Genomic DNA, 20,996 nt, shown 5'->3' on the forward strand with positions numbered 1-20,996 from the left:
CGGAAAGAGTTGGGTCTCAAGAGCCTCATCGAAGGGAATGTTCATGCTCTTGGCCGCAATCATCCCAAGCAAGCCGATACTGGGGTTGGCGTAAGTCCTGTGGGTGCCAGGGGCGAATGAGGGCTGCCAAGACCTGAAGTAGTCCATCAACTGCTCGTTGTTCTGGACGTCATCAGGGACCTGAAGGGGAAAACCTCCCGCCGTATGAGTCCCCAAGTTGATCAGCGTCACCTTGTCCAACTGGCTGCCCCGGAGCTGCGGCAGATACTTGCCGGGGTTGTCGCTGAGTGCAAGCCGACCGTTGACCTGAGCGTAAGTGGCCAGGGTCGCCGTGAACGTTTTGCTGATCGTTCCGATCTCGAACAGCGTATCGCGGGTGACCTTTTGCCCGGTTTCCCTGGAGGCCACCCCGTAGTTGTAGAAGCTTTGCTTACCATTAGCGGTAACTGCAATAGCCAGGCCGGGAATCTTGTACTGCTGCATGACCGACTGGGCGGCGTCTTGCACGAGGTTGTCGATATCTGGCTTTTCCGTATCCGCAGCTGCGGAGGTGCCGAACAAAGCCGCGCAGGCAAGAAAGAGAAACGGTGCGCACAGTCTTCCATTTGAGTGCATTCGATCGTCCTTTGGGGGTTTTTATTGGACGGCGAAAATTATCACAGGGCTGAGTTTCTCCATAACCGCCGTTTGACGACTCTCGGTACTGAAGTACCTTTTTCGATGATCAAACACAAACCATGTCCCATGCCATCAGTTGCATTGATGCGTCTACGTGCGCGCCTATGACGGTGCCTTAAGCGTGTCGGGCCTCGCAGCCGATATCCGAAGCCCCGCGTAGCACTGCAAGCCTTGCAGGGCCCTGAGCACAGGACTCACATATATAAAAAAGTTATAAAAATATGGAATTAGGTTCTTTTGCGGAATAACTCAGAGGCTTTATAACTAGCACTGACTCGACGCAGTGTTGGCCCAGCAACTGTTTACCCGACAACAGTCATTCAACAAAAGCGTTGCCAGTGAACAGATGACTGACGTTAGCCAGCGCTGCCCAAGGTGTGAATACGAGGGGGTGTTCTTTGGTACAGCTCTTGCTCAGAGCCCGTGAACTTCATTACCGATTGAGACACCGCTTTTTTTGCCCTACTGCATAACGCGCCGTACCGCTGTTCGGCGTCCATAAAAAATTGGCTGCACATTGTTTGAAGGATTTGTCATGGATGTTTTCTGGTTCCTCCCTACTCACGGCGACGGCCATTACCTGGGCACCACCAAAGGCGCCCGCCCCGTCACCCTGAATTACCTCAAACAAGTGGCCCAGGCAGCGGATGACCTGGGTTATCACGGGGTACTGATCCCCACCGGTCGCTCTTGCGAAGACTCCTGGGTCATCGCCTCGGCGCTGGTGCCATTGACCGAGCGCCTGAAGTATCTAGTGGCCATCCGTCCCGGCATCATCTCGCCGACCGTGTCCGCGCGGATGGCAGCAACCCTGGATCGACTGTCCGGTGGCCGACTGTTGATTAACGTGGTGACTGGCGGCGACCCGGATGAAAACCGTGGCGACGGTATCTATCTCGATCACAGCGAGCGCTACGAAGTCACCGACGAGTTTCTGCACATCTGGCGTCGCGTTCTGCAAGGCGAAGCCGTGGATTTTGAAGGCAAGCACTTGCGCGTGCAGAACGCCAAAGCGCTGTACCCACCGATTCAGAAACCTTACCCGCCGCTGTACTTCGGTGGATCTTCCGAGGCCGCTCACGAACTGGCCGCCGACCAGGTGGATGTCTACCTGACATGGGGCGAGCCACCCGCCGCCGTCGCCGAGAAGATCGCTGACGTTCGCGAACGGGCCGCACGCAAGGGACGCACCGTGCGTTTCGGTATTCGTCTGCATGTGATTGTGCGTGAAACCAGCGAAGAGGCCTGGAAAGCCGCCGATACCCTGATCGAACACATCAGTGACGAAACCATCGCGGCCGCGCAGAAGTCGTTTTCACGCTTCGACTCCGAGGGCCAACGGCGCATGGCGGCGCTGCACGACGGGCGCCGGGATAATCTGGAAATCGCACCGAACCTGTGGGCCGGTGTCGGCCTGGTTCGTGGCGGGGCTGGCACCGCGCTGGTGGGCAATCCACAAGAGGTCGCGGCACGGATCAAAGAGTATGCGGACCTGGGGATCGAGAGTTTCATCTTCTCCGGTTATCCACACTTGGAAGAAGCCTATCGTTTTGCCGAGTTGGTATTCCCGCTGCTGCCCGAGCCCTACGCGAGCCTGGCCGGTCGCGGGATCACCAACCTGACCGGTCCGTTTGGCGAAATGATCGCCAATGACTTGCCGCCTCAGGCCAAGTGATCGGTTGCGCCTGACATACCGTTTTCGCAGGTAAGCCTGCTCACACAGCCTGAACAGGATCGGGGGGGTGCATGACCCGCCCGTCCGACCCTGCATTCATCATTGAGGAAACCCGTGTGACTGCCAAGCCGCCAAGCGCCCCGTCCACGCCCTTGCAGACAGCCCAAAAACTGGCTGCACAATTTGCCGAAACCGCTGCCGAGCGCGATGAACGGGGTGGTACCCCTAAAGTCGAGCGCGACGCGCTGCGCGAAAGCGGCCTGCTGGCGTTAAGCATTCCTCGTCAATATGGCGGGCTAGGTGGGCGCTGGAGTGAAACCTTGAACGTCGTTCGCGAGTTCGCCAAGGTCGACAGCTCCATCGCTCACGTCTTCGGTTTCCATCATTTGATGTTGGCCACCGTGCGCCTGTTCGCCAAGCCGGAACAATGGCAGCCCTGGTTCGAGCAAACCGCGCGCAAAAACTGGTTCTGGGGCAATGCCCTCAACCCGCTGGACACGCGCACTGTCGTCAAAACATTCAACGGCTGGCGGGAATTCTCCGGCAAAAAAAGCTTCTGCTCCGGGGCCAGTGATTCACAAATGCTGATCGCTTCGGCCGTGGACGAAACAGCGGGCGGCAAGTTGCTGATCGCCGCCATCCCCAGCGGACGCAGCGGTATCACCCTGCATAAAGACTGGAACAACATGGGCCAGCGTCAGACCGACAGTGGCAGTGCCAGCTTTGAGCGGGTGCGGGTCGACGAGTCGGAATTGCTCCTTGATCCCGGCCCTTTGAGCACGCCCTTCGCCTGCTTGCGTCCACTGATCGCGCAACTGACGTTCACCCATATGTTTCTCGGTATCGCCGAGGGAGCCTTCAATGAAGCGCGGCAATACACCCTCACCGAAACCCGCACCTGGTTCAAATCCACTGCCGAGGACATCCGCCAGGACCCTTATGTGTTGGCACACTACGGGGAATTCTGGGTAGCGCTGGAAGGTGTGCGGTTGCTGGTAGAACGGGCCGCCGAATTGCTCGATGTCGCTTGGGCCAAAGGCCCGGATCTGAGCAGCGAGGAGCGCGGCAATCTGGCAACAGCGATCGCCACCGCAAAAGTCGCCGCCACCCGCCAAGGCCTTGAGCTGTGTAGCAAGCTGTTCGAGGTAACGGGGGCGCGCTCGACCCACGCGTCCCTGCGACTCGACCGGCATTGGCGCAATCTGCGCACTCAGACCTTGCACGATCCTGTGGATTACAAACTCCACGAACTGGGTGACTGGGCATTGAACCGATCTCTGCCTGTCCCGACCTTCTACTCATAGTGATAGAGATGCCCATGCAGCTTCTGACCTTACCCCCATCTCCAGCCTTGGCGACGTCGATCCGGGCCACCGCCCAGGTCTTCGAAGATCCAAAATCCCAGGCCCTGTTGGCGCATGTGCAGCAGGTCGCGCCCAGTGAAGCCAGTGTGTTGATCATCGGCGAAACCGGCACCGGCAAGGAGCTGGTCGCGCGCCATATCCATAACCTCAGTGCCCGGCGCAATCGCCCCTTCGTGGCGGTCAACTGCGGAGCCTTTTCCGAATCGCTGGTCGAGGCTGAGTTGTTCGGTCACGAAAAAGGTGCCTTCACCGGCGCCCTCAGCGCTAAAGCCGGCTGGTTTGAAGAGGCCAATGGCGGCACGCTGTTCCTTGATGAGATCGGCGATCTACCAATGCCTATCCAGGTAAAACTGCTCCGGGTGTTGCAGGAGCGTGAAGTGGTGCGCCTGGGCTCACGCAAAAGCATCCCCATTGATGTGCGGGTCCTGGCGGCCACCAACGTGCAGCTGGAGAAAGCCATCAATGCAGGGCATTTTCGCGAGGATCTGTATTACCGGCTGGACGTGGTCAGCCTGGAGTTGAGTCCGCTGCGCGAGCGTCCCGGCGATATCCTGCCATTGACCCGGCACTTCATCGAGGTCTATAGCAAGCGCCTGGGTTACGGCCCGATCAGCATCAGCGCAGAAGCCGAACACAAACTCAGGAGCTACAGCTGGCCAGGCAATATCCGCGAACTGGAAAACGTCATCCACCACACCCTGCTCATCTGCCGCAACGGGTTGATCCAGCACGACGATCTGCGCCTGTCGAACATGCGCATCGAGCGCCTGGATGATACGGCGCCTGTTGACGACTCCGCCGAGGCGCTGCTGACGCGAGCGTTCCAGACCCTGTTCGAAGAGCAAGCGGGCGCCCTGCACGAAAAAGTCGAAGACGCCCTCTTGCGCGCGGCCTATCGCTTCAGCCATTACAACCAGGTGCACACCGCCAACCTGCTCGGGTTGAGCCGCAACGTCACGCGGACCCGGTTGATCAAGATTGGCGAGCTGGCAGTGAACAAACGGCGTCCCACTGAACAGACGACAGGGGATCGTGTGCTCCAGCTGTCCATCTGAACGCCAATCGGGTGTCTGGCACGGAACGGGATTAAAAAGGTGTAGGACCGTAGCGTTTGGATCAGAAAAAAGTCTCTTCAACCGCTCAAACCCAGCATTTCCGGGGAAAAATACTAACTATTTACTACCGTACGAAATCCCCTACTAAACCTAGTCACAAACCCTTCTTCTATGCAGGAAGCGTCTGACAGATTCAGGGATCGACTCCCGTTATGGTTGCGCCGGCTTATTTATGCCCGAGCACTAACCACCAGGAGTCACCAAACATGAAGAAGTTATACCTTGCTGCCGCTGTCGCCACCCTGATCGCAACAACCAGCGGCTGCGTGAGCTATAACATGAGCCAGCCAACCGCGCCGATCGCTGGCTCGGTCACCGCTGACCTGAAAGCCGATGTGAAAGTCGGGGAACAAATCAGCGGCGAATCGTCTACCACGATCCTGTTCGGCTGGCTGAGCGTGGGTGGCGATACCCAGTTCGCTGATGGCGTTACTTACGGTGGTGCGGGCGGTTCCGCAATCGGCCTGCCTGACCCGATCTCCGCAGTGAAAGCTGCCGCCGCGTTCAAAGCTGTGAAAAGCTCCGGTTCCGACCTGATCGTCGCACCTCGCTACGAAGTCAACGTTGAAGACTACTTCCTGTTCAAGAAGGTCAACGTCAAGGTTACTGGTAACAAAGGCAGCATCAACAGCATCCGCTAAGGACTGCTCGCTCGCTCTGGATTGAACCCCAGTGACGTGAACGAACGCCGCTCAGCACGTATCCGCTGAGCGGCGTTTTTTATGAGTCAGTGTTTATCCAGCGAAGCCAATCGCTCCGCCAAGGCTTTGGCCTGACTGGCAACGTCGGTCACTGCCGTACTTTCCCACCACATTCCGCGCAGCGGCGGGCCCATGGCGAACAGTCGCGATGAGACGTTCCCTTGCGCATCGAGCAACGCACCACCGGGCTGCGCGGCAATCCCAAGCGCCAGCGGACCTGGGCGGACAAGGCCCCGCGCCAAAAGCTGCCTGGGCAATGCACGGTCCACCCGACGCCAGTCGTATTCGATGCCCGTGGAGTTAATCAAGGCATCGCCAATGACGTGCGACGACTCAGATTCTCCGCGACGACGGATGCGAATCTGTACCTGCCCTGTCGGCAGCACTTCCACCCCCTGCAATGATGCGGCGTGGATGGTCAGCCGTCCCTCCTCCACACGTCGCGCCAGCAATGCTGCACTTGGCGGCGGTGAACGATGGTGATGACTTTCCCACCATGGCCGCACATGGCGAACGAATTGTCGACGCTGCACATCGCTGGCCTGGGACCAAAGACGGCCAATGTGCGCGCGAACCGTGTCCAGCGGCGCCTGCCAATCAATCCCGTCAGCAATGGCTTGTTCGCATTGCTCGCGAACCTTGCGCAGTAACTGCCGCGTGCTGCGAATACTGTGATCTTCGGCCAGAAAATCCACCCACACCGGCGGCTGGCGGCGGACGTGGGGCAACAGGCCGTGACGGGAAAATACGTCGATCGGCCCGCGATGCCCGGCTTGTTGCAAGGACACCAATGCATCGACCATGGTCAAGCCCGAGCCGATGATCAGTACGTTTGCCAGAGGATCGAGCTGGCGCATGGCGTCGACATCCCAAGGATCGACAGACGCGGCATTAAGCCCGCTGGACTCACGTTGCGGGGTGCGCGCAGCAGGGAACATGCCTGTGGCCAGCACCGCGAACGTGCCCTGCAATTGGCTGCCATCGCTCAGGGTGATACGCACACCCGCGTCACTGCTTTCCAGATCAGTTGCTTCGCTGTGCACATGTTCCAGGCTAGATCCGTATGGCGCGCCGAGCACCCGCGCGTCCGCCAATCGTTGCTGCACATACAGACCAAAAATACCCCGTGGCGGGAACAGCTCTGCCACGGGTACGTGTTGCTCGGCAGACTCCGGCCAGCCGCCAGCCGCAATGTAGTCGCCCAGCCATTGGGTCAGGTCATCAGGGTTGTCGGGATCGACACCCATGCGTGCAGCGTTGCCATTGAGGGTGTGGCCCAATTCAGTCGCGCTGTAGGCCTCGCCACGTCCCAGTTCACTGCGCGACTCGACAATCAAAATCCGTCGTTTACCTGGCAGTCTCAATAATTGCGCGGCCAACATGCTGCCGCTCAGGCCGCCACCTACAATTAAAATATCGGCTGTACGGACGGCAGAAATCGCCTGCCCTGAATGCGACTCGGTCATTCCCCTATCCTTCAAAAAGCGCAGCAAAAAGTGATGTCTGCCACATACCTTGCACAGGGCATGCCTGATTAAAAATGACCGCTTTTCTTGGCCTTGGCTGCAATCAGGCGGTGAAAAAGTCCAGCAAACCTACACAGTGTTCAAACGCTGTTGATGGGCGAACAGTTCGCAAGCCATCACCCCTCCTCCGTGGACGGCTCACAGCACCACGTTGCGCACAAACCGCACAGCCACCGGTCCATCGTTTCGGTAGGTATGGGCCTGACTGCTGGCGAACATGTAGAACTCGCCGCGTTCTACGCGGTGGACGGTATCGGTCAAACCGATGCTCAAGCAACCTTCGAACACATAGACCTGCTCACTCCAGCCTTCGGGGTCGGCTTCCGACGCATAGACTTCACCCGGCTCCAGGCAAAACTCCCACAATTCGACTTCGCGCTTGGCCACGGCCTTTGCCAAAAGCACTGCTTTGCTGCCAGGGATCAGCCCCGCCCACGCGACCTCGTTGATGCGGCTGGGATCGCGCACATCCGGGGCCTGGATCAAATCACTGAACGCCACGTCCAGCGCATCGGCGACCCGATCAAGGGTTGCCAGGCTGACGTTTTTCTCGCCCGCCTCTATCGCCACCAGCATTCTGCGGCTCACCCCGGATTTCTCTGCCAAGGCACTCTGACTAAGGTCTGCGGCATTGCGTAAACGGCGCACATTCTGACTGACGTGTTGTAGCACCGGGGCTCTCTGAGCGATGTCTTTGTGCACTATATTGCTCGCCTGATTCGATTTGCGCAGTATACTGCCCACTTTCGACGCATTCTGCGTCTCACCCTTGTCACACGCAAGCCCCAATAGCCCGGTGAACACCATGAAGTCTACCCGCCTGACGCCACGAATCAGTAAAGCAGAAGCTGTATTGATCCTGATCACCGTGATCTGGGGCGGGACGTTTCTGCTGGTGCAGCATGCACTGACTTCCAGTGGACCGCTGTTTTTCGTCGGACTGCGGTTCGCCGCCGCCGCGAGCATCGTGGCCCTTTTTTCCCTGCGAATTCTACGCGACCTGACGCTGCTCGAGTTCAAGGCCGGGGTCTTCATCGGTGTGTCGATCATGCTCGGCTATGGCCTGCAAACCATCGGCCTGCAAACTATTCCCAGTAGCCAGTCTGCCTTTATCACCGCGTTGTATGTGCCTTTCGTACCGTTGTTGCAATGGCTGGTGCTGGGACGTCGTCCGGGTTTGATGCCAAGTCTGGGCATTGGCCTGGCCTTTGCCGGGTTGATGCTGTTGTCCGGGCCTAATGGCGCCTCGCTGAATTTCAGCCCCGGTGAAATAGCCACCGTGGTCAGTGCGGTGGCGATTGCCGGCGAAATTATTCTGATCGGCGCCTACGCCGGCAAAGTCGATGTTCGGCGAGTGACTGTGGTGCAACTGGCAACCGCCTCGGTGTTGTCGTTTCTGATGGTCGTCCCGACCGGAGAGCCGCTCCCGCCGTTCTCCTGGTTGTTGGTGATCAGCGCGGTGGGCCTCGGGGCTGCGAGCGCGGCGATTCAAGTCGCAATGAACTGGGCGCAGAAAACCGTTTCGCCCACCCGTGCCACCGTGATCTATGCCGGTGAGCCCGTGTGGGCCGGAATTGCCGGACGTCTGGCCGGTGAACGCTTACCCGCCATCGCCTTGCTCGGTGCGGCGTTAATCGTTGCAGGGGTGATTGTCAGCGAGCTTAAAGTGCGGGCCAAGGCGGCAGTGGAAGAAGAAAAAGGTCGAGGTGAGGCATTGAGCGAGGCGGATTGAGTCCAATAACACCGAGCTAACGGACAGCCTCAGGGCACGAAAACGACCGGCCCGTCACAACAAATCCCTCGCAAAACCGGGTCCCCAACTACCCTTGCCTGCAGCCTTTGTAGGATTCTGCCACAGCTTGCGGGTTGGTGATCTGCGACCTGCCACGTATGATTCCAGATAATTCCCAGCAGATTAGAAGCCTATGTCCCTGATAGTTCTACTGCTTTTGCCTTTTATCGGCAGCTGTCTCGCGGCCCTTTTGCCGCACAATGCGCGTAACGCTGAATCCATCCTGGCAGGCCTCGTGAGTCTGATAGGCGCGGTCCAGGTCGCCCTGTGGTACCCGCAGATCGCTGACGGCGGCGTGATTCGCCAGGAATTCTTCTGGTTACCCAGCCTGGGTCTGAACTTCGTTCTGCGAATGGATGGTTTTGCCTGGCTGTTTTCCATGCTGGTGTTGGGCATCGGAGCGCTGGTGTCCTTGTATGCGCGTTATTACATGTCGCCTGATGACCCGGTGCCGCGCTTTTTCGCCTTTTTCCTCGCGTTCATGGGCGCCATGCTGGGCCTGGTGATCTCCGGCAACCTGATCCAGATCGTATTTTTCTGGGAGCTGACCAGTCTTTTCTCTTTCTTGCTGATCGGCTACTGGCACCATCGCGCCGACGCCCGCCGAGGCGCCTACATGGCGCTGGTGGTCACCGGGGCTGGCGGCCTCGCCTTATTGGTGGGGGTCATGCTGCTCGGCCATGTGGTCGGCAGCTATGATCTGGACAAAGTGCTGGCGGCGGGTGACGAAATTCGTGCCCACGCCCTGTACCCGGTGTTGCTGCCGTTGATACTGATTGGCGCCTTGAGCAAGAGCGCGCAGTTCCCTTTTCACTTCTGGCTGCCCCACGCCATGGCAGCACCAACCCCGGTTTCGGCCTACCTGCACTCAGCGACCATGGTCAAGGCCGGGGTATTTTTGCTGGCGCGATTCTGGCCGGTATTGTCGGGCACTGAAGAATGGTTCTGGATCGTCGGCGGGGCCGGCGCCTGCACGTTGCTGTTGGGTGCCTACACAGCGATTTTCCAGACCGACCTCAAAGGCCTGCTGGCCTACTCGACGATCAGCCATCTGGGCCTGATCACCCTGCTACTTGGCCTGAACAGTCCGTTGGCCGCCGTGGCGGCAGTGTTCCATATTCTCAATCACGCCACCTTCAAGGCCTCGCTGTTCATGGCCGCCGGGATCATCGACCATGAAAGCGGTACCCGAGATATTCGGCGGCTCAGCGGCCTGATCAAGATGATGCCGTATACCGCCACCCTGGCCATGGTCGCCAGTGCGTCAATGGCCGGGATTCCGCTGCTGAACGGCTTTCTTTCCAAGGAAATGTTCTTCGCCGAGACCGTGTTCATCTCCTCTACCGCGTGGGTCGAGATGGCACTGCCTGTCATCGCGACCATTGCCGGGAGCTTCAGCGTTGTCTATGCGCTGCGCTTTACCGTGGATGTATTTTTCGGCCCGAAAGCCACCGACCTGCCCCATACACCTCACGAACCGCCACGCTGGATGCGCGCACCCGTTGAACTACTGGTGCTGGCTTGCCTGATCGTCGGCATCTTCCCCGCGCAGTCCGTGGGCCCGCTGCTGGCCACTGCCGCGCGGCCGGTCGTAGGGGGCACGCTGCCCGAATACAACCTGGCGATCTGGCATGGCTGGAATACGCCGATGATCATGAGCCTGCTGGCCATGGTCGGCGGCATCGTGCTGTATCTGCTGTTGCGCCCGGCCTTCAAACAGGAGCGATTTACCGGTGCGCCCCTGGTCTCCCGCCTCAATGGCAAGCATCTGTTCGAGCGCAGCCTGGTATTGATGGTGCGTTGCGCACGGCGTTTCGAGCGAAAGATCAGCACCCGCCGCCTGCAGGCCCAGCTATTTCTGCTGGTCCTGGTCGCTTTCGTTGGCGGACTGATTCCGCTCTACCACAGTGGCCTGACCTGGGGTGATCGACCAAAAATTCCAGGCTCGGCGGTGTTCGTGACGCTGTGGCTGATTGCGATTGCCTGCGCACTCGGCGCTGCGTGGCAGGCCAAATATCACCGTCTCGCGGCACTGACCATGGTCAGCGTCTGCGGATTGATGATCTGCATCACCTTCGTCTGGTTCTCTGCCCCGGACCTGGCCCTGACCCAGTTGGTGGTGGAGGTGGTCACCACCGTGCTGATTCTGCTGGGCCTGCGCTGGCTGCCACGACGCAACGAAAACGTCGCGCCACTGCCGAGCACTCTCAGCCAGGCTCGGGCACGCCGTCTGCGTGACTTGCTGCTGGCAGTGCTGGTCGGAGGCGGCATGGCGCTGCTGTCTTATGCGATGCTGACTCGGCCAACGCCCAATACGATTTCCTCGTTCTATCTCAGCCGCGCGCTGCCTCAAGGCGGCGGCAGCAACGTGGTGAACGTGATGCTGGTGGACTTCCGCGGCTTCGATACCTTGGGCGAAATCACTGTATTGGCGGCCGTCGCCCTGACGATATTCGCGTTGTTAAGACGTTTCCGCCCCCCCAAGGAAAGCATCCCGCTGCCCGCTCAGCAGCGCTTGCTGGCGCGTGACGTGGTCACCGACCTGGTTAATCCGCGTAGCGCCAGTGACACCGCATTGGGCTTCATGATGGTGCCGGCCGTGCTGGTGCGCTTGTTGTTGCCGATTGCCTTCGTGGTGTCGATGTACCTGTTCATGCGCGGGCACAACTTGCCGGGCGGCGGATTCGTCGCAGGGCTGGTGATGTCCGTAGCCTTCATTCTTCAATACATGGTGGCAGGAACGCAGTGGGTCGAGGCGCAAATGAGTCTGCGTCCACTGCGCTGGATGGGCACGGGGATGCTTTTTGCGATATTCACCGGACTGGGTTCGATGGCACTCGGCTACCCGTTCATGACCACCCATACCGCGCACTTGCAGTTACCACTGCTGGGCGATATCCACTTCGCCAGCGCGCTGTTCTTCGACATCGGCGTGTACGCCGTGGTAGTCGGATCGACGCTGCTGATCCTCACGGCCTTGGCTCACCAATCGGTGCGAAGCCATCGACCGACCTCGCTGCCCAAACCCATAGCAACGCAAGGAGCCGCCTGATGGAAGAAGTCATCGCAATCGCCATCGGTGTACTGGTGGCCTCAGGCGTCTGGCTGATCCTGCGACCTCGAACCTTTCAAGTGGTGATGGGCCTGTGCTTGCTGTCCTACGGGGTCAACCTGTTCATCTTCAGCATGGGCAGCCTGTTTATCGGCAAGGAACCGATCATCAAGGACGGAGTGCCGCAAGACTTGCTCAATTACACCGACCCCCTGCCGCAAGCCCTGGTCTTGACGGCGATTGTCATCAGCTTCGCCATGACCGCTCTGTTTTTGGTACTGCTACTGGCCTCGCGAGGCCTGACCGGCACCGACCACGTGGATGGTCGGGAGCCTAAAGAATGACGTTGATGAATCAACTGATCGTCGCCCCCATTCTGCTCCCCCTGCTGACCGCCGCCCTGATGTTGATGCTCGGCGAAAAGCATCGTCCGTTGAAAGCCCGAATCAACCTGCTCTCCACCTTACTTGGGCTGGCGATCTCGATCAGTTTATTGATAGGGGTCCAGCAGGCAGGTACCACGGGCTCCATCGGCGTATACCTGCCGGGTAACTGGGAAGCGCCCTTCGGCATCGTGCTGGTGGTCGATCATCTTTCCGCGCTGATGCTGGTGCTGACCGGGATCATCGGTGTCTGTGCCCTGCTCTTCGCCCTGGCGCGCTGGGACCGGGCCGGCGCCAGCTTTCATGCCTTGTTCCAGATCCAGCTGCTGGGCCTTTACGGAGCCTTCCTGACCGCCGACCTGTTCAACCTGTTCGTGTTCTTCGAGGTGCTGCTGGCCGCGTCTTATGGCCTGATGCTCCACGGTTCGGGACGCGCACGCGTCTCGACCGGGCTGCATTACATCACCATCAACCTGGTGGCCTCGTCGTTGTTCCTGATTGGAGCGGCGCTGATTTATGGCGTTACCGGCACCCTGAACATGGCCGATCTGGCGATAAAGATCCCGTTAGTGCCCGAATCCGATCGCGGCCTTTTGCATGCCGGCGCCGCTATTCTTGCCACGGCGTTCCTGGCCAAAGCTGGCATGTGGCCGCTGAACTTCTGGCTGGTGCCGGCCTACTCGGCAGCCAGCGCGCCCGTGGCAGCGATGTTCGCGATCATGACCAAAGTCGGTGTCTACACCGTGCTGCGGCTCTGGACCCTGCTATTTTCCGGGCAAGCAGGCGCCTCAGCGTTTTTTGGCGGTGACTGGCTGATCTATGGTGGCATGGCGACAATTTTCACGGCCGCTGTAGCGATTCTGGCCGCACAACGCCTGGAACGCCTGGGCAGTCTGAGCATTCTGGTGTCGGCAGGTATCCTGCTGTCGGCCATCGGTTTTGCCCAACCCAGCCTGACCGCTGGCGCCCTGTTCTATCTGGTCAGTTCGACCCTGACCCTGAGCGCCCTGTTTCTGCTGGCCGAACTGATAGAACGCTCGCGCTCAGACAAGGAAATTCCCCTCTTCGAAGACGCGGAGCGGCCTCGCCCAGTGCAATCGGTGCAACCACTGCCGGGTATAAACCTCGATGAGGAACAGAAAGCCGTGGTCGGTCAGGTGATTCCTAGAACCATGGCGTTCCTTGGGCTGAGCTTCATTGCTTGCGCCTTATTGATCATTGGCATGCCGCCTCTGTCCGGTTTTATTGGCAAGCTGACGTTGCTCAGTGCCTTGCTCAATCCACTCGGGCTGGATGTGGCCAAGGACGAATCGGTTTCAGGTCCCAGTTGGGCGCTGATCAGCCTGTTGATCTTCTCCGGGCTGGCCTCGCTGATCGCTTTTTCTCGCGTCGGCATTCAGCGTTTCTGGGCTCCGAGAGAGAGACCTTCGCCCACGCTGCGGCGCAATGAGTGCCTGCCCATCCTGATCCTGTTGGGCTTGTGCATTGCGCTCACGTTCAAAGCCGAGCCGCTGCTGCGCTACACCCAGGACACTGCGGCGGCCCTGCATGACCCGCAGCAATACGTGCTGTCAGTCATGGCCACCCGCCCACTGCCCGGTCCAACCACCGCCGCCCAGAAGGTGCAGCCATGAAGCGTCTGTTCCCGGCCCCGTGGCTATCGCTGGCGCTCTGGTCGCTGTGGCTGGTGCTGAATCTGTCTCTCAGCCCCGGTAATCTGTTGCTCGGCGCATTGCTTGGGGTTTTCGCCCCCCTACTGATGAAGCCGTTGCGCCCTCTGCCGGTACGGGTTCGCAGGCCAGGCGTGATGCTGAAATTGTTCCTGCGGGTGGGATGCGACGTGGTGTCATCGAACATTGCCGTGAGCTGGACGGTATGGAACGCTAAACGGCGACCACCCCGCTCAGCGTTCGTCAAAGTGCCGCTTGACCTGCGTGATGCCAATGGCCTGGCGGCCTTGTCGATGATCACTACGGTCATTCCGGGCACAGTGTGGTCAGAACTGGCGCTGGACCGTAGCGTGTTGCTGATGCATGTGTTCGATCTGAACGATGAGGCGCAGTTCATCGAGCACTTCAAGCACTGTTACGAACGCCCGCTGATGGAGATTTTCCAATGAGTGCCCTGCTCTCCAACGCCATTTTGCTCAGCCTGTTCATCTTCGTGCTGGCGATGGTGCTGACCTCTATTCGGCTGTTCAAGGGCCCGTCCGCACAGGATCGGGTCCTCGCTCTGGACTACCTGTACATCATCGCCATGTTGATGATGCTGGTGCTGGGCATCCGCTACGCCAGCGACATGTACTTCGAAGCCGCGCTATTGATTGCCCTGTTCGGCTTCGTCGCCTCCTTCGCGCTGGCGAAGTTCCTGCTGCGCGGCGAGGTGATCGAATGAATTCGCTCAGCGTGCTGCCGTTCTGGGTCGAGATCATCACTGCGGCGCTATTAGTCGCCAGCAGCCTGTTCGCCCTGACCGGCGCCCTCGGTCTGCTGCGCATGAAAGACTTCTTTCAGCGCATGCACCCACCCGCACTGGCGTCCACCTTGGGCGCATGGTGCGTAGCGCTGGCGTCGATCATCTATTTTTCGGCGCTTAAATCCGAACCGGTGATTCATGCCTGGTTGATCCCGGTACTGCTGTCTATCACCGTGCCGGTCACTACCCTGCTGCTGGCCCGCACCGGACTGTTCCGCAAACGCATGGCGGGGGATGACGTACCGCCAGAGGTCAGTGGCGATCGCAGCGAAGGTGATCCGGACGGCAGCTGATTCGCGGTATGTCAGCTGCACCGCCTCATTTCAAGCTGGCGCTGACCTTGGTCGTAATGTCTGCGGGTACCCACCAGCCTTCAGTCGCGCCCTTGACGATATCGCCGAGGCTGACCAATAGCGCACGAATCCCTCTCATGCTTGTGCAGCTCGAATCAATCTTTTCCGGAAACAGCTTCGCCTGAGCACGAGAAGCCAAGGCTTCAAAATACTCTGTCAGCAGATCGGAGTAGAGGTTCCTTTTCGTCGGAACCCGGCTTCGAGTGGTTGCCTTATAAGGTGTACGCGCGTTCACGCTCGGGCAAACCGTAGCGTCTTGTTCTCGTGTTATTCACTGGCCTTGAATGTCAGCTCACCCTTGCGCCATTTCGCGGCTTTGCCGGTAACGGCTTTCAAGGTCTTGCTCAACGTACCTTGCAACTGCTCGTTGGCGGCAAAGACCGTGACCACGGCATGACCTTCCTTGAACACAATACCGTGGCCGTCGGGTGTATTAACGTAGGCGTAATCACCCAGACCATAGACGGTCAACTTGATATCGCGAAACTTCAGTTCGAACTTGCCACCTTCACGGCTGGGCAATACGGCTGCACGAAAATGATCGCCTACTTTGAGTTCCAGACGCGGTTTATCGTCTACCACCAACGCGGTTTCGGTATCAATTTCAGCGATGTAAATGCCTTCGGCGGTTTGCTCGGTGACATAGACAAAACGGGATTGGAATTGCTTGACCAGCTTGGCACGAAGATCGCCAAGCACGAATAATGCGTGCATATCCAGATTACTTACTGCCAATGAAGAGTCCTCTAACTTGAAAATGATCTTGCCCGACAACGTTCGAGCACCACACAAAACGGGGTGGATACAGCTATTTACCGTCCCTGTTCGTCGCACAAAAATTATTGACTGACCTTGATCCAGCATCCCTGACGTTTCGAAGAGGATCGTCAACTTATAGCCCGGATGCCTGCCAACAACCCCGCACAGAATATTAATGGATAACCGACTCGGCGTCTCGCCACCCGGGCGTCCAGCCTTGCAGGAAATCACGTTTTCGGTTGCCAGAGGATAGCAGGCAACGAAGTCAGGAATAAAAACACGATTCTACCGGCTAGCCCCCCCTACAGGGTATATACCTTTCGTCCGGCGATGACGCAAAAAACAGAAATCCACTCGTTAGGGCCCGGCCCCGATAACCTGTCATTCGTCATCATAAGTACTAAACCCCGCCTGGCTACCTCAACAACTGCCATACTCGCCAACATCAAAAAAAGACAGACGATACGCCTGCGTGCCGTAGAGTAGTAACTCGTCATCCATGGGAAGGTAATAGTGATTGAATTTGATATTGGCGAGTTCTTCATCTGGGGCGAAGCCAAGGAAGTCGACGGTGAGTTCCAGGCTGTAATCGTGATGCGCGCCAAAGAAGCAAAAAACGCAATCAGCTACCACCAAGTCGAAAAAGACCGGTGGTTCAAAACAGCGGATGTCGCTGCGACTGCCGCAGAAGAGGCTGCCAAAGCCTTGAAAGAAGCGGTCGATGCAGGTGCTTTGAGCCTCTAGTTCACTGCCGTCGGGAGGGGCCAGTACTCGCCGGTTACCGTTACTGGTCATCGGCGCTCAGGATCAAGTACGAGAAGAATCTGTCACTGCCCGCTTATCCCGTCGAACTCTTGCCGGGCGCTGGCCTCTGATACGTTGCCACCGTTTTATTAACGGCATTAACGGCGCCCACCACCGCACGGGGTTTTCCCGTCGAGGAGATCACATGGAATTGACTACGCCTACGCTGGCCACCCTCTTCGAACAACTGGGCCTTGAGTCAGACCCGGCCAGTATCGATGCATTTGTCTCCAGCCACTTTCTGCCAGAAAACATCAAGCTCTCCGAGGCCGACTTCTGGACACCGCAACAGGCGCGATTCCTGAAAGAAGAATTGCGCGAAGACGCCGAATGGGCGCTCGTTGTGGATGAACTCAATGAGCGGCTGCATCAGGCCAGGTAGCACCAACGCCTCATCGACACCTCGATCAGGCCGCTTTCGACAATTGAGCGGCCCATGCAGCGCGGCACTCTTCGGCTTCGCTGCGGGTGGAAAAAGCGGTTCCTCGGCGCTCCCCGTTGAGCAAGACCACCCAACAAACGCGACGCCCCTGAGCACGCATTGAAGGGGGAACCCCTGTACCTATCATCACGGCGACATCGACTTTGCTGTGCATGAGCATTCTCCCCGGACTTCACAAGCAACCTAACGATGACGCCATCATAGAGACTTGCCCAGTCGGGAAAAAGCTATCGCCCGCATAGCTTCGTTACATAACCTGTAACAAAACCCCAGGACTGGCTCTTCGCCAAACCCTTTGCTGATACTTCATCGGGGATACCTTATCGGGGATAACCGGGCTGGCTGACGTGGGGGTGATGAACACGTCCGCCAGGCTGAGGCGCATGGACGAAAACGGCGTCACTCAGACTGCCACCACTACCGACTGCGGCGTTCCAGTGAGCAGAACGATGGATATAGCGCTGGCGCAACATGCGCCGTTCACTTTCATCAAGCGTGTCGGGACCGCCCTTTGCGTAGGCAATCAGCTTTTGCGCAACCACGTGCAACTCGGGTACAAGCCTCAACTCGGGGGTGTCCGGTATCGGCCCCAGAGGCACCCCCTCGGCACAGGCCAGCGCGTGCATCACGCGTAAATAGACCCTGGAAAGATGACCGAATACGCGACGCTCCAGACTCACCGCGGCCAAGACCGCCTTAACGCCGACCTTGTTACTGCCTGCGCCGGGATAGTTCTCACAACATTCGACGCACAACGACCCCCACACATCCAGAGGATCGAGCCATTGACTGGCATCAATCGCCTGCAGATCCAACTCACTTTCCAGCCAGGCAGCGCTGGCGTGGCAGTTCGTATCGAGGCTTACGATGCTTCGGCGCGGTCGGGTCAGAAATAGCTTTTCCCACACCTGCGGATGATAGCCACCGCCAACGTCCGAGTGCGCCCCTGGCACCACGACCTCCCTCGGCCAGTCCGGGGCGATGCTGTTCAAGGCGAAGTTACGCCGCAACTCATCGCCAGCGACCAGGTGCAACACCTGTTGTGCCGACCCTGGAGGCAGGTAGAGATTGATCCCCCGGTTCGCGGCGTCCCGAACATTACCCCAATCTTTGAGACTACCCATGGCCGCGACGGTGTCGAACAAGCCGATCACTTTCAATCTCACGCTTGCGTTATGCCAGGCGAAATCCGGACTCCATGGGATTTGTTTCTGGTCGAGTAAGGGGCCAAGGGCACCTTTTGCCTGCTTCAACACTTCATTGGCAAAGTGCCGGGCGGCTGCGGCACCGCGACTGAAGCCGAAAAGATCGAGCTCCAGCCCCTCGATAACGCACCCTGGGTTCTCGGACTTGAAAGCGTCGAGCACGGCACCCAGCTTTTTAACGCCCCTGGCAACCTTCGCGATGACACCCGTGCTGCCACGTCCGAAACTTTGGCCAGCCCACACTGAATCGCACTTCCCGGACGTTGTGCCGATGCCGCTTATATAAATCGGCCAGCACGCGCGCGCTCCATTCTTCGTCGCCCTTACTTTGGACTGCCGACAATAGAGCTCATACAACCGGGCCACATTGCTTAGATCATTACTGTAGCTACTGGCAGGCTGGGTATGGCGCCCCGCGCACTCACTGATGTGTGCGTTATTTATCACGACCTGTGCACGGCAACGAGCTGCGATGTGGCTATTGATCCGATTGTTGCCTGTCCCGTCGAAAAACAGACCGATGCGCAGCGTAACACGGCGCATTTCCGGGGCACTGCTGCCCGCAGCCTGCTGGGTTGCTTCTATCACGCTCATGGTATTTTCGCCCTGTATGACACAGCTGAAAATCAGCCGGATTAAATCAATAAACACTTCTGATTTAAAACAGCTTGCTCAGCCATACACAGGCGTCAAGGCACTCAAGGCGATTTCAGAATCGTCCCACACACAACAAAGAAGTTAGAGAGTCAATTAACTAATAAGTCTTGCAAGGCAGACGAATAAAGCCGATTAAACGACGTAACGACTGCATTCATTTGAATGAAGCCATCAAAAACCCATCATCGGCGGCAGACATATTTCGAGGGCGATTCCCGGCCCTTGGGAGGTGGAATCGCCTGAATATTCGGAAAGGCCCTACCCGCGCTTGGGTTGCGGCAGACCTTCGGGTTTGTAGCCCAGGCGCAGGCCACCCCAATGACGCCCCTTGACCATGATCGGCACCGACAGGTCGTGCATCAGTTCGCCGGTATCGCGGGTGTAGGTTTGCAGCAGTACCGGCTGTTGATGGCTGCCACAACGAATGCCCGTGCGGTCATCGAACTTGCGCTTGGTGCGGTTCTGCACCGTGTCGAGCTTGATGTCACCGGTCAACGGCTGGCTGAACACCTTGTTATGCGTCGGTACGTAGCCTTGCTGCGTACAGGCAATGGCAAAGACCAGACCCTCGTGGCTCGGCAAAATCGGCTCCTGGATCGACGGTAGCACCTGATCGGTATAACGATCAAATCGCGTCTGGAACTTGCTCGGCGACGTCTTGGGAATCAATTGATAACTGCGATCGAACAGGTCCTCGACGCTGATGCGGTTCTGCTCGATATCGGCTTCGAATTGCGCGGCTATCTGGCGGGCACCTTCGCGGGCGAGGTCATAGATACGCTGGTGATAATCGTCCAGCCCGACCTGAGCCAGGCGCTCACTGATGCTCTCTGCCTGTCCCTCCATCTGCACCGCGGCGCTGGCCAGTTGCCGCGTCTGCTCGTCACTGATCGCCAAATCACTGCGCATTTGCTCGACAGCGGTAAACAATCCGCTCAGTTGCTCCTGATTGTTCTGTGCACCCGCAGCAATCCCGTTGACTTGTGCCTCTACACCGGCCGCCAGGCGAGCAATGTTTTCCAAATGCTTGCCGGTGTGTTCGACCTGCTCCACGCCGCTGTCCAGATCAGTGGACAGCTGTCGGATCTGCTCGACCACTTGTCCGGTGCGCTGCTGAATGTCAGCCACCATCTGCCCGACTTCCTCAGTGGCACTGGCGGTACGACCGGCCAGACCGCGCACCTCATCAGCGACCACGGCAAAGCCACGCCCGTGCTCGCCCGCACGGGCAGCTTCGATGGCGGCATTGAGCGCGAGCAGATTGGTCTGACTGGCAATCGACTGAATAACCAGGGTGACACGTTGAATTTCTTCGCTGCGCTGGCTGAGGGCTTCGATCAGCTCACGGCTGCCAATGGCACGCTTGCTCAGTTGGTGCATACGGGTGATGGATTCAGCCAGTACGGTGCGTCCGGCATCACTGCTCTGCCTGGCCTCGCTGGCCGCCGTGAGCGCTTGCTGGCTGAGCTGGGAGGTCGCCTGCTCGGTAGTGATCATCACGTCGGCGCTGCTGACAATCTGCTCAGCGGCATCGAGCTGCGACTGAATCCTGGCCGCCAGCTGGCGTACGGAAAAGGCCACGCCTGCCGCAGAGAGCGCGTTATGGCTGGTGGTGCGGGACAAGTCGCGGGTCAGTTGGGCGATATCGGTGCCGCTGCTCTGGGCCACGACCGAAGAAGGCTGACGGGTCAGCAAGCGCGGCAGCCAGATCAGCAACACCGCCACTGGCAAGCACACGTAGACCGACAAACCGCTAAAGGCCATCGCCAGCAACAACAGGCACAGCGCCAGACTCTGCAATAACGGTGCGAGCCAGGGTGATTTTTTGAGGGGGGGCAGTTCAGGGGACTGAGCCTGCGACGCAAGCGTCCCTACGAGAAGTCCGTCTCCAGCCATGTTTATCACCCACCTGTACTTATCGTTATTTGTCTGCATTAAACGCCAGACAACAACCATTAGCCATGAGTCGTTAGTGCTAGATCGACAGGTAATATTTAACGGGTGAAGACGTGCTC

20 protein-coding genes are annotated in these 20,996 nt (G+C 58.5%); 13 read left to right on the plus strand and 7 right to left on the minus strand.

Annotated features, from left to right (window positions below; translation table 11 throughout):
- Positions 1–615 (minus strand): serine hydrolase (locus tag K0F75_RS25640; protein ID WP_257604283.1); only part of this gene is annotated, 615 nt, incomplete at its 3' end.
- A 598-nt stretch (positions 616–1,213) separates the two neighbouring features.
- On the opposite strand from K0F75_RS25640, the gene ssuD reads away from it, so the two are divergent.
- The 4 genes from ssuD (at position 1,214) to K0F75_RS08170 (ending at position 5,473) form a co-directional block, all read left to right on the plus strand.
- Entirely contained in the window at positions 1,214–2,353 is a 1,140-nt protein-coding gene (ssuD, locus tag K0F75_RS08155; protein WP_219061369.1) for an FMNH2-dependent alkanesulfonate monooxygenase, read from the plus strand.
- 71 nt (positions 2,354–2,424) lie between these two features.
- Positions 2,425–3,657 (plus strand): acyl-CoA dehydrogenase family protein, encoded by a 1,233-nt coding sequence (locus K0F75_RS08160; protein WP_219061370.1) that lies wholly within the window; start codon positions 2,425–2,427, stop codon positions 3,655–3,657.
- An 8-nt stretch (positions 3,658–3,665) separates the two neighbouring features.
- Positions 3,666–4,772 carry a sigma-54 interaction domain-containing protein gene (locus K0F75_RS08165; RefSeq protein WP_374028616.1) on the plus strand — a complete coding sequence of 369 codons (1,107 nt, stop codon included), beginning with the start codon at positions 3,666–3,668 and terminating at the stop codon, positions 4,770–4,772.
- 266 nt (positions 4,773–5,038) lie between these two features.
- Positions 5,039–5,473 (plus strand): hypothetical protein, encoded by a 435-nt coding sequence (locus K0F75_RS08170; RefSeq protein WP_219061372.1) that lies wholly within the window; start codon positions 5,039–5,041, stop codon positions 5,471–5,473.
- A gap of 86 nt (positions 5,474–5,559) precedes the next feature.
- Here the strand turns inward: K0F75_RS08170 and K0F75_RS08175 are convergent, their stop codons facing one another.
- Positions 5,560–6,999 carry an FAD/NAD(P)-binding protein gene (locus K0F75_RS08175; RefSeq protein ID WP_219061373.1) on the minus strand — a complete coding sequence of 480 codons (1,440 nt, stop codon included), beginning with the start codon at positions 6,997–6,999 and terminating at the stop codon, positions 5,560–5,562.
- 198 nt (positions 7,000–7,197) lie between these two features.
- Positions 7,198–7,761: a helix-turn-helix domain-containing protein gene (locus K0F75_RS08180; RefSeq protein WP_219061374.1), complete on the minus strand. Its 564-nt coding sequence runs from the start codon at positions 7,759–7,761 to the stop codon at positions 7,198–7,200.
- 103 nt (positions 7,762–7,864) lie between these two features.
- On the opposite strand from K0F75_RS08180, the gene K0F75_RS08185 reads away from it, so the two are divergent.
- The 7 genes from K0F75_RS08185 (at position 7,865) to K0F75_RS08215 (ending at position 15,054) form a co-directional block, all read left to right on the plus strand.
- Positions 7,865–8,791 (plus strand): DMT family transporter, encoded by a 927-nt coding sequence (locus tag K0F75_RS08185; RefSeq protein WP_219061375.1) that lies wholly within the window; start codon positions 7,865–7,867, stop codon positions 8,789–8,791.
- 193 nt (positions 8,792–8,984) lie between these two features.
- Positions 8,985–11,903, plus strand: a complete 2,919-nt coding sequence (locus K0F75_RS08190) for a monovalent cation/H+ antiporter subunit A (RefSeq protein ID WP_219061376.1) — start codon at positions 8,985–8,987, stop codon at positions 11,901–11,903.
- On the plus strand, positions 11,903–12,247 hold the full coding sequence (locus tag K0F75_RS08195; RefSeq protein WP_219061377.1) for a Na+/H+ antiporter subunit C: 345 nt from the start codon (positions 11,903–11,905) through the stop codon (positions 12,245–12,247). Before K0F75_RS08190 ends, K0F75_RS08195 begins: the two co-directional genes overlap by 1 nt.
- On the plus strand, positions 12,244–13,920 hold the full coding sequence (locus K0F75_RS08200; protein ID WP_219061378.1) for a monovalent cation/H+ antiporter subunit D: 1,677 nt from the start codon (positions 12,244–12,246) through the stop codon (positions 13,918–13,920). The genes K0F75_RS08195 and K0F75_RS08200 overlap by 4 nt, the downstream gene beginning before the upstream one ends.
- Positions 13,917–14,405 carry a Na+/H+ antiporter subunit E gene (locus K0F75_RS08205; protein ID WP_219061379.1) on the plus strand — a complete coding sequence of 163 codons (489 nt, stop codon included), beginning with the start codon at positions 13,917–13,919 and terminating at the stop codon, positions 14,403–14,405. Before K0F75_RS08200 ends, K0F75_RS08205 begins: the two co-directional genes overlap by 4 nt.
- Positions 14,402–14,680, plus strand: coding sequence for a K+/H+ antiporter subunit F (locus K0F75_RS08210; protein WP_219061380.1), 279 nt, complete (start codon positions 14,402–14,404; stop codon positions 14,678–14,680). Before K0F75_RS08205 ends, K0F75_RS08210 begins: the two co-directional genes overlap by 4 nt.
- A complete protein-coding gene (locus tag K0F75_RS08215) occupies positions 14,677–15,054 on the plus strand; it encodes a Na+/H+ antiporter subunit G (protein WP_219061381.1) in 378 nt (125 codons plus the stop codon). The genes K0F75_RS08210 and K0F75_RS08215 overlap by 4 nt, the downstream gene beginning before the upstream one ends.
- Positions 15,055–15,381: 327 nt before the next feature.
- Here K0F75_RS08215 and K0F75_RS08220 read toward each other — a convergent pair whose 3' ends face one another.
- Complete coding sequence (locus tag K0F75_RS08220; RefSeq protein ID WP_219061382.1) at positions 15,382–15,849, minus strand: hypothetical protein; 468 nt, start codon at positions 15,847–15,849, stop codon at positions 15,382–15,384.
- A 537-nt stretch (positions 15,850–16,386) separates the two neighbouring features.
- Here K0F75_RS08220 and K0F75_RS08225 point away from each other — a divergent pair.
- Together K0F75_RS08225 and K0F75_RS08230 are read left to right on the plus strand one after the other, a co-directional pair.
- Positions 16,387–16,617: a hypothetical protein gene (locus K0F75_RS08225; protein ID WP_219061383.1), complete on the plus strand. Its 231-nt coding sequence runs from the start codon at positions 16,387–16,389 to the stop codon at positions 16,615–16,617.
- A 205-nt stretch (positions 16,618–16,822) separates the two neighbouring features.
- Positions 16,823–17,059, plus strand: a complete 237-nt coding sequence (locus tag K0F75_RS08230; RefSeq protein WP_219061384.1) for a DUF2789 domain-containing protein — start codon at positions 16,823–16,825, stop codon at positions 17,057–17,059.
- Between the two features lie 25 nt (positions 17,060–17,084).
- On the opposite strand, the gene K0F75_RS25645 is transcribed toward K0F75_RS08230, so the two are convergent.
- The 3 genes from K0F75_RS25645 to K0F75_RS08240 form a co-directional block, all read right to left on the minus strand.
- The gene (locus K0F75_RS25645; protein WP_257604284.1) at positions 17,085–17,273 is read right to left on the minus strand and encodes a hypothetical protein; all 189 of its coding nucleotides are present in this window, start codon (positions 17,271–17,273) and stop codon (positions 17,085–17,087) included.
- A 166-nt stretch (positions 17,274–17,439) separates the two neighbouring features.
- Entirely contained in the window at positions 17,440–18,918 is a 1,479-nt protein-coding gene (locus K0F75_RS08235) for a DUF2235 domain-containing protein (RefSeq protein WP_219061385.1), read from the minus strand.
- A 321-nt stretch (positions 18,919–19,239) separates the two neighbouring features.
- Entirely contained in the window at positions 19,240–20,937 is a 1,698-nt protein-coding gene (locus tag K0F75_RS08240) for a methyl-accepting chemotaxis protein (RefSeq protein ID WP_374028617.1), read from the minus strand.
- Positions 20,938–20,996: the final 59 nt, after the last annotated feature.

Source organism: Pseudomonas sp. UMAB-08, from assembly GCF_900095225.1.
GTDB lineage: Bacteria > Pseudomonadota > Gammaproteobacteria > Pseudomonadales > Pseudomonadaceae > Aquipseudomonas.

Coding starts and splice junctions, on each gene's coding strand:
- K0F75_RS08190 (WP_219061376.1), top strand. CDS start 8,985: ATGTCCCTGATAGTTCTACTGCTTTTGCCTTTTATCGGCAGCTGTCTC.
- K0F75_RS08175 (WP_219061373.1), bottom strand. CDS start 6,999: ATGACCGAGTCGCATTCAGGGCAGGCGATTTCTGCCGTCCGTACAGCC.
- K0F75_RS08205 (WP_219061379.1), top strand. CDS start 13,917: ATGAAGCGTCTGTTCCCGGCCCCGTGGCTATCGCTGGCGCTCTGGTCG.
- K0F75_RS08160 (WP_219061370.1), top strand. CDS start 2,425: ATGACCCGCCCGTCCGACCCTGCATTCATCATTGAGGAAACCCGTGTG.
- K0F75_RS08230 (WP_219061384.1), top strand. CDS start 16,823: ATGGAATTGACTACGCCTACGCTGGCCACCCTCTTCGAACAACTGGGC.
- K0F75_RS08170 (WP_219061372.1), top strand. CDS start 5,039: ATGAAGAAGTTATACCTTGCTGCCGCTGTCGCCACCCTGATCGCAACA.
- K0F75_RS08195 (WP_219061377.1), top strand. CDS start 11,903: ATGGAAGAAGTCATCGCAATCGCCATCGGTGTACTGGTGGCCTCAGGC.
- K0F75_RS08210 (WP_219061380.1), top strand. CDS start 14,402: ATGAGTGCCCTGCTCTCCAACGCCATTTTGCTCAGCCTGTTCATCTTC.
- ssuD (WP_219061369.1), top strand. CDS start 1,214: ATGGATGTTTTCTGGTTCCTCCCTACTCACGGCGACGGCCATTACCTG.
- K0F75_RS08215 (WP_219061381.1), top strand. CDS start 14,677: ATGAATTCGCTCAGCGTGCTGCCGTTCTGGGTCGAGATCATCACTGCG.
- K0F75_RS08235 (WP_219061385.1), bottom strand. CDS start 18,918: ATGAGCGTGATAGAAGCAACCCAGCAGGCTGCGGGCAGCAGTGCCCCG.
- K0F75_RS08185 (WP_219061375.1), top strand. CDS start 7,865: ATGAAGTCTACCCGCCTGACGCCACGAATCAGTAAAGCAGAAGCTGTA.
- K0F75_RS08200 (WP_219061378.1), top strand. CDS start 12,244: ATGACGTTGATGAATCAACTGATCGTCGCCCCCATTCTGCTCCCCCTG.
- K0F75_RS08240 (WP_374028617.1), bottom strand. CDS start 20,937: ATGGTTGTTGTCTGGCGTTTAATGCAGACAAATAACGATAAGTACAGG.
- K0F75_RS25645 (WP_257604284.1), bottom strand. CDS start 17,273: ATGCACAGCAAAGTCGATGTCGCCGTGATGATAGGTACAGGGGTTCCC.
- K0F75_RS08165 (WP_374028616.1), top strand. CDS start 3,666: ATGCCCATGCAGCTTCTGACCTTACCCCCATCTCCAGCCTTGGCGACG.